This is a genomic window from uncultured Parvimonas sp., assembly GCF_963524015.1.
GTDB lineage: Bacteria > Bacillota > Clostridia > Tissierellales > Peptoniphilaceae > Parvimonas.
Genome location: NZ_CAURDT010000001.1, coordinates 587,504 through 593,909 on the forward strand (window position 1 = coordinate 587,504; position 6,406 = coordinate 593,909).

Below are 6,406 nucleotides of genomic sequence, written 5' to 3' on the forward strand. Positions count from 1 at the left end.
GTGTATTTTGGTTTAAAATAAATTTAAAAAATATAATTATCTAGAAATTATTCTGATAATATATAAAGTAAAATAGATAGGAGATTTTTAGGGGATTTTTATGAAGTATTTTAGAAAAACTCTTGCCATTGATTTTGGAACATCAAAGGTAGTAACTTTCGTTGAAAATAAAGGTATCGTAGTGAATGAGCCATCTGTGGTTACTATGGATACTTATAAAAATAAAATTTTAAATTATGGAGAAACTGCAAAAAAATTATTAGGACGTATTCCAGGAAATGTAGTTGCAAAAAGGCCAGTAATTGCAGGAAATATTGTAGATTTTAATGCAACAGAAGCTATTATAAAAAGAGCAATAAAAAAATCTGTTGGAAAAAACTTTTTTAGACCTAATGTTTTAGTCTGTATTGCTAGTGAATTGACTCAAGTACAAAAAAGAGCAATAACTCAAGCTGTAAAACTTGCAGGTGCTAATAATGTTGTACTTTTAGAAGAAACAATAACTGCCGCAATAGGTTGTGGTGTAAATATAAACGATCCATCAGGTACTATGGTTGTTGATATCGGAGCAGGAAAAACAGATATTTCTATTATTTCTAATGGTGAAATAATCATTGCAAAAAGTTTAAATGTAGGTGGAAATACAATTGACCAAGCAATCGCAGACTTCATTCGTACAAGATATAATATGTTAATAGGAGAAAATACTGCAGAAATTATCAAATTATCAGCTGCAAGAGCTTATCCTACAAATGATGGTTCAATGTATGAAATTAAAGGAAGAAATGTTATGAATGGTCTTCCAATGCATATTTTTGTAAATGATTCAGATATTGCACATGCGATTGGAATGACATTAAATAAAATTTTAAATGCTATAACAGAAACTTTGGAAAAAACTCCTCCTGAATTAATTGCAGATATTTCTGAAAAAGGATTAATTCTTACTGGAGGTACATCTCAAATTCCTGGTCTTGTTGAATTGATAACAGATAGAACTCGTTTAGAAGTTTTAAACCCAGAAAATCCTGAATTAATGGTAATAAAAGGTGCAGGAAGATTTTTGAAGAATGTTGATTTTTCAAATGATGAAATAGAATATTTAGACGAATTAAAACGACATGTTTTAGAACAAAAAGAACAATTAAGAAAGAGATAATATGCAAAGATATAATGATTTAAGTTCTTATCTAAAGAAAAAATTCGGCTCAAGACTTTTAAAACTCTCCATCGATGGAGGGTTTTCTTGTCCAAATAGAAAAAATGGAAAAAGCGGTTGTAAATTCTGCTCAGAAACTGGAAGTGGAGAATTTACAACTAAAAGAAAATCAATAACTGAACAATTAAATGCTCAAATTAATTTTTTAAAAGAAAAAGATAAAAGCAACGGTTATATTGCCTACTTTCAAAGCTATACAAATACATTTTTACCTGTAGAAGAACTAAGGAAAATGTACTATGAGGCAATAAATTTTCCAAATGTCAAAGTGCTATCCATAGCCACAAGAGCTGATTGTTTTAATGAAGAAATTTATAATTTACTTTCAGAACTTAACAAAAAAATTGAAGTCTGGATTGAACTTGGACTACAAACTTCAAACGAAAATACTCGAAATAATATGAATATTGGATACAGTACAAAAACATTTGAAAATTGTGTGAAAAGATTAAAGGAATTAAATATAAAAACTATTTTTCATATAATTTTTGGCCTTCCAAATGAAACAGAAAAAGATTATAAAAATACCATTGATTATGTGAATAACAAAAAACCTTGGGGCATTAAAATTCACAGCCTTTATATTCAAAACGATTGTGAACTATATGAAGAATATCTAAAAAATAGCTTCAAAATTATAACTTGGGATGAATATATAAATGCTTTAATTATGGCAATAGAAAATTTAGACAAGGACATAATTATTCATAGGCTCACAGGAGATGGCGATAAAGAAAAACTCGTTGCTCCCCTTTGGTCAAAAAATAAAATTAAAACTATTGGAGAAATTAGTAAAATTCTAAAACAAAGAAATTCATACCAAGGAATAAACTGCAAAAAGGACAAAGGAGCTTTATAAAAAGCTCCTTTAACATTTCTCTATTAATTTTCTTTTATAAATTTAGTCGTAATAAAAAATAGACTAAATATTAAAAGTAATATACTTATAAAAATAAAGCTATAATCCAAACTTGTTTCAGATAATTTTGAAGATACTAACAAAAACCCTACATCAACAAAATTTGCACCCATACTGAATGTAGACAAAATCGTAGCACGATTTTTCTCGTTTAATTTATCAACATATTGATTTTCCACTTTTAAAAAGTACGCTTCAATAACCCCTATTAACATTGGCAAACAACACATTGGTATTATTACAAAAATGTTTTTAATTGAAATCAACGATATAAATAAAATAGAACTTGCACTTAAAAATATAAACAAATTCCTCTTTAGTTTAGTTTCTCCAAAAATTTTTATAATCTTTGGACTTAAAAGTCCAACTGCTGAATATAGTAAAATAATAAAAGTCATATAATTTTCACTTAATTTTATATTCTGCAAAATAACGACATAAAAGAAATTTATCAAAATAAAAGTTATGCTTATTATTCCATTAAATATCATAAATACAATCAGCTTGGTATTTAAAATGCTTTTAAATCTAAATTTATTATTATCGCTTTTTTCTATAATTTTTTCCTTTTCAAAAAACAATGCGAACAAAAAAGAAATAAAAGTAGAAATAATTGTAAAAATTATTAAAAAATTCTGCTCAAAATAGTTATTAATAAAATAAAAACTAATTGTAGAAATTATAAAACCAATAGTTGAATAATTTCCAAGCACAGAAGTTTTTTCTGCAAAATTTTCTTCTCCTATGATTTCATACTCATAACCTGATATTGTTCCGGATTCCAACGCTATACTAACTGCTTCAAGTACGGATTCAAGCACAAAAAACTCAAAGCAAAAAGAAAACAAAAGTATAATTCTTGCTAACAACATAGAGAAATGTGAAATAACGATAGAATTTTTATAGCCTATTTTATCCGTAATCATTCCAAAAGGAATTTCAAAAATGAAAATAAAAAAGGATAAAATTGCTTGTAAAATAAAAAATTCTGATATGCTTACTCCTCTTGAAGTTCTAATAAAAAGAGCTACAGGAGCATAAAAAACTAAAGCTGAAAAAAAGTAATAACCTTTTAAGCATAATAGTTTAGCTCTAAAATTTTTCATCCTTTACCTCACATATATTAAATTTTAGCCTAAAAAATTTAATAATCTCTACATTCTATCTCTCCTTTTTATTTATTATAATCATTATATCATAAATTAAATTAAAATTATATTATTAATTCTAATGTAGTCTAAACAATTTCATACCCCATTCATCAACTCCATTTTCTACAAATCCTAAATTTTTCCAAAATCGAATTGAATTATCTTTCATTGAATTTAAAACATAATGTGTTGCTCCAAGTGGTTTTGTATATTTTTCTAATTTCTTAAAACATTCTGAGCCTTTGGATTTATTTCTAAATTCAGGATATATCCAAAAATCCATTATAAAACATTCTCCAAAATATTTTCCATCTTTGTTATTATAAATTGTAAATTGAACTGCTCCTATTTCTACATCATTTTCAAAAAAATAGGCAATATAATGTCTATCTTTATCAACAATCATACGATTTTCTAAAAAATCTCTATACTCGCTACTTAAAAAGTATTCTATATCGTCCTTATCTGTAACAATTTCATCTTCTATTAAATACTTGATATGTTTATCCCAAAACACATTTATTTCATTAACAGAAATTTCTCTAATATCTATCATAACCATCCTACTAAATTAAATCCAATACCGACTTATCAAAGAAATACTCGCTTCCATCATCAGTCCTTTTTAAAAGTCGAAAGTCAACCATAGATCTTCTCAAATAACAATAATCTGCATAATATTTCTTTAAAATTTCATTAATTTCTTTTTCCGTATATTTTCTCTCATCAAAACAAATAGAAGCTAAATAAGCAAAAAGTTCATATTTATCTTTCTGTTTTTTTGGAATATTTACAATCATACCATCTTTTATCCATTTATCCTTATTAAACTCCATAAATACCCTCCAAAACAATTTATTAAATACTGTAATTATAGTAAATCTTACATCTTAGAAATATTGGCAACTAACTGTTCCAAATATAAAAACAGGAAAATTTTCAATTTATCACTCCTATTTCTACTTGTTACGTACTTTTAATCAAAATTATCTTTTTTGTCCAATTTTCTATGTAACTTCCTAAGCATTATTCTTGTCAGTTTATATTATATTGTTTCAGTTGCATTTTTGTTGAAGTATCGGCTATTTGCTTTTACTTCATCTTTAGTGATCTTATTTAATTGTTTTATTACAACAAACTGAAATTAGTAATTTATCGCCATTCATGACGAAGAATCCTCATCATGATAAAATCACTGTACTCGTTATTGTGGTAGTATCCTTGCTCTTGAATACCTTCTTGTTTAAATCCGATTTTTCTATAGAAATTCAGTGCATTGGAATTTAGCCCTACCACACCAATTGCAACTCTGTTCATTTCATAGTAATCGAAAGCAAGGTTCAACATAAGGCTAATCGCATCTGTCCCATATCCTCTTTGTTGCATTTTGGAATCAGGAATAATAATAGAAAGATCAGTACATTTCCAGGTTGGCCACATTCGCAACAATCCCGTTTCACCTATTATATTTCCTTTTAAATCTGTAATTGTGTACCATACTGAGTCTCTCTTTTTGCAACCAGTCATAATTCTCTCTTTTTCAGCTTCTTCATCAGTATGTTGTGTAAATCCACATTGAAACATTATCTGTGGCTGATTGTACCAATAGGTAAAGAATTTTGCATCTTCAATTTTTTGCTTACGCAATATGATATTATTTCCTTTAATCTGATTAATCATACTCTTTCCCTATTTATCCTTAAAATTTCAGCAATCCATTTTCATCAAATTGAAAATTTGGTCCCCATGAAACTTCCCAATAGTATCCATCTAAATCCGAAAAATATGCGTGATATCCACCCCAGAAAACTTCCTGTGGTTCTTTTACAATCTTTCCTCCTGCTTCCCTTACTAATTCAATTACATTATCTACATCTTCTTTATGTTCAACATTGTAAGCTAATGTAATTCCTGAAAATCCATTTCCTTTTGGTGGATTATTTTCATCAATATCCTTTGCTAATTGTTCAAAAGGAAATAGTTCGAACTTTGTTCCCGGAGTATCAAAAAAGCATACCGGCGGATTGTTTTCTCTGCAATCAGTTTTATATCCTAAACCATCTCTATAAAACTTGATTGACCTTTCCATATCTTTAACACCTAAACAAATACAAGTAATCTTGTTCATATTTACCTCCTATGATTTCAAATTTGTAAATTGCTGTTTATTTAATAATATCACATTTCTCATTTTTTGTCATTTAATCAAGCTGAATATTCATTCTTATAACTATACTTTTTTAATTCACTATAAAATAGTACAAGCGTTTTAAATCTTTTTCTCTCTTCTCTTGTTTTATCCCTAAGTAGTACATAATCTTGACTCATTTTCTTTCAAGTTGCTAATTTTGGTCTAGATGACTTTCTTATAAAACATCAAAAAGCAGAAAATATATTTCTAAAATTTTATATAAAATTAAAAGAAAAAAGATTGAAGACTAGTCCTCAATCCTTTAGCTCTCTTTTACAAATTTTATTATAAAAAATCCATTATGTTTTTGTTTTTCTGATAACAATTTTATAAAATTTTCTGATTTACCCAAAAATTCTACTTCTTTTATTTTACTAAAAGAACTTTTGTAGTTCTTATTTAATAGTTTTACTTCGACAAACTTAGATTTAGATTTTAACCCTTATTGAAAATGAAACGTGCTATTCTCCTGAAGTATGTTCTATAATATTATAGTTTAATGCAGAGTGTAGCTATATAGTCATTTCCATAATGTGATAATCTATTTCTTTTATCACATGATTCATAAAAATCTATCATAGCTAGACCATTTTTAAGTTGTCCTCTAATCTGAGTTTCTAAGGTATGGCTAAATTCATATCCATATTCTGGATTTATGGTTATCTTGCCTTCCTCTTCAAGCTCTTTTGAATTAAAAGGTATTGAAAACTTTAAAAGTAATTCCTCATCGGGTTTGTCCCATACAATGTCAGCATCATACATGTATATCCAAGGATTCATAAATCCGACCATTAACAATCCACCCTTTTTCAATACTCGAGAGGCTTCTTTATACATGTTTTCTAAATCTTCTATATATACATTTGAAACCGGATTAAAAATAATATCAAAAGTTTCATCTTCAAATGGAAATGGTTTTGTCATAT

8 protein-coding genes are annotated in these 6,406 nt (G+C 27.2%); 2 read left to right on the forward strand and 6 right to left on the reverse strand.

Going from position 1 to position 6,406, the window contains the following annotated elements:
- The first annotated feature begins 100 nt into the window (after positions 1-100).
- Both RWJ08_RS02800 and RWJ08_RS02805 read left to right on the forward strand, forming a co-directional pair.
- On the forward strand, positions 101-1,159 hold the full coding sequence (locus RWJ08_RS02800) for a rod shape-determining protein (RefSeq protein WP_293439956.1): 1,059 nt from the start codon (positions 101-103) through the stop codon (positions 1,157-1,159).
- Position 1,160: 1 nt separating this feature from the next.
- Positions 1,161-2,078, forward strand: coding sequence for a TIGR01212 family radical SAM protein (locus RWJ08_RS02805; protein WP_313960992.1), 918 nt, complete (start codon positions 1,161-1,163; stop codon positions 2,076-2,078).
- Between the two features lie 23 nt (positions 2,079-2,101).
- On the opposite strand, the gene RWJ08_RS02810 is transcribed toward RWJ08_RS02805, so the two are convergent.
- The 6 genes from RWJ08_RS02810 to RWJ08_RS02835 all read right to left on the reverse strand — a co-directional run.
- A complete protein-coding gene (locus RWJ08_RS02810) occupies positions 2,102-3,244 on the reverse strand; it encodes an MFS transporter (protein WP_313960993.1) in 1,143 nt (380 codons plus the stop codon).
- A 121-nt stretch (positions 3,245-3,365) separates the two neighbouring features.
- Positions 3,366-3,845 (reverse strand): GNAT family N-acetyltransferase, encoded by a 480-nt coding sequence (locus RWJ08_RS02815; RefSeq protein WP_313960994.1) that lies wholly within the window; start codon positions 3,843-3,845, stop codon positions 3,366-3,368.
- A gap of 10 nt (positions 3,846-3,855) precedes the next feature.
- Complete coding sequence (locus RWJ08_RS02820) at positions 3,856-4,125, reverse strand: DUF2087 domain-containing protein (protein ID WP_313960995.1); 270 nt, start codon at positions 4,123-4,125, stop codon at positions 3,856-3,858.
- A gap of 316 nt (positions 4,126-4,441) precedes the next feature.
- The gene (locus RWJ08_RS02825; protein WP_313960996.1) at positions 4,442-4,969 is read right to left on the reverse strand and encodes a GNAT family protein; all 528 of its coding nucleotides are present in this window, start codon (positions 4,967-4,969) and stop codon (positions 4,442-4,444) included.
- 19 nt (positions 4,970-4,988) lie between these two features.
- A complete protein-coding gene (locus RWJ08_RS02830; RefSeq protein ID WP_313960997.1) occupies positions 4,989-5,417 on the reverse strand; it encodes a VOC family protein in 429 nt (142 codons plus the stop codon).
- Between the two features lie 552 nt (positions 5,418-5,969).
- On the reverse strand, positions 5,970-6,406 hold a 437-nt coding region (locus tag RWJ08_RS02835), incomplete at its 5' end, for a methyltransferase domain-containing protein (RefSeq protein ID WP_313960998.1).